General features: G+C 37.8%; 1 protein-coding gene. It reads left to right on the top strand.

The annotated features are described in order from the left end of the window. Positions 1 to 27: 27 nt before the first annotated feature. The coding region (locus tag H5087_RS20065; RefSeq protein WP_182671652.1) for a helix-turn-helix domain-containing protein at positions 28 to 251 on the top strand (224 nt) is incomplete at its 3' end.

Below are 251 nucleotides of genomic sequence, written 5' to 3'. Positions count from 1 at the left end.
AATCAAAACATATAAGAGGTAACTCTCATGCTACATACTAACAATCCAATTATTAAACACAAAGCGGGTTTACTTAATCTTGCAGAAGAACTTGGCAACGTATCAAGAGCCTGCAAAGTGATGGGTGTATCCCGTGATACATTTTATCGATATCAAGAACTCGTCGAAGACGGTGGACTTGATGCGTTAATTGATAAAAGTCGTAGAGCGCCAAACTTAAAAAATAGAGTTGATGAAGCAACTGAACAAGC

Origin of the sequence: Pseudoalteromonas sp. SR43-7 (assembly GCF_014163785.1) — a bacterium.
Taxonomy (GTDB): Bacteria; Pseudomonadota; Gammaproteobacteria; order Enterobacterales; family Alteromonadaceae; genus Pseudoalteromonas; species Pseudoalteromonas distincta.
The sequence above is the reverse complement of the archived record's forward strand: the minus strand, read 5'-3'. Positions and strand labels throughout refer to the sequence as shown.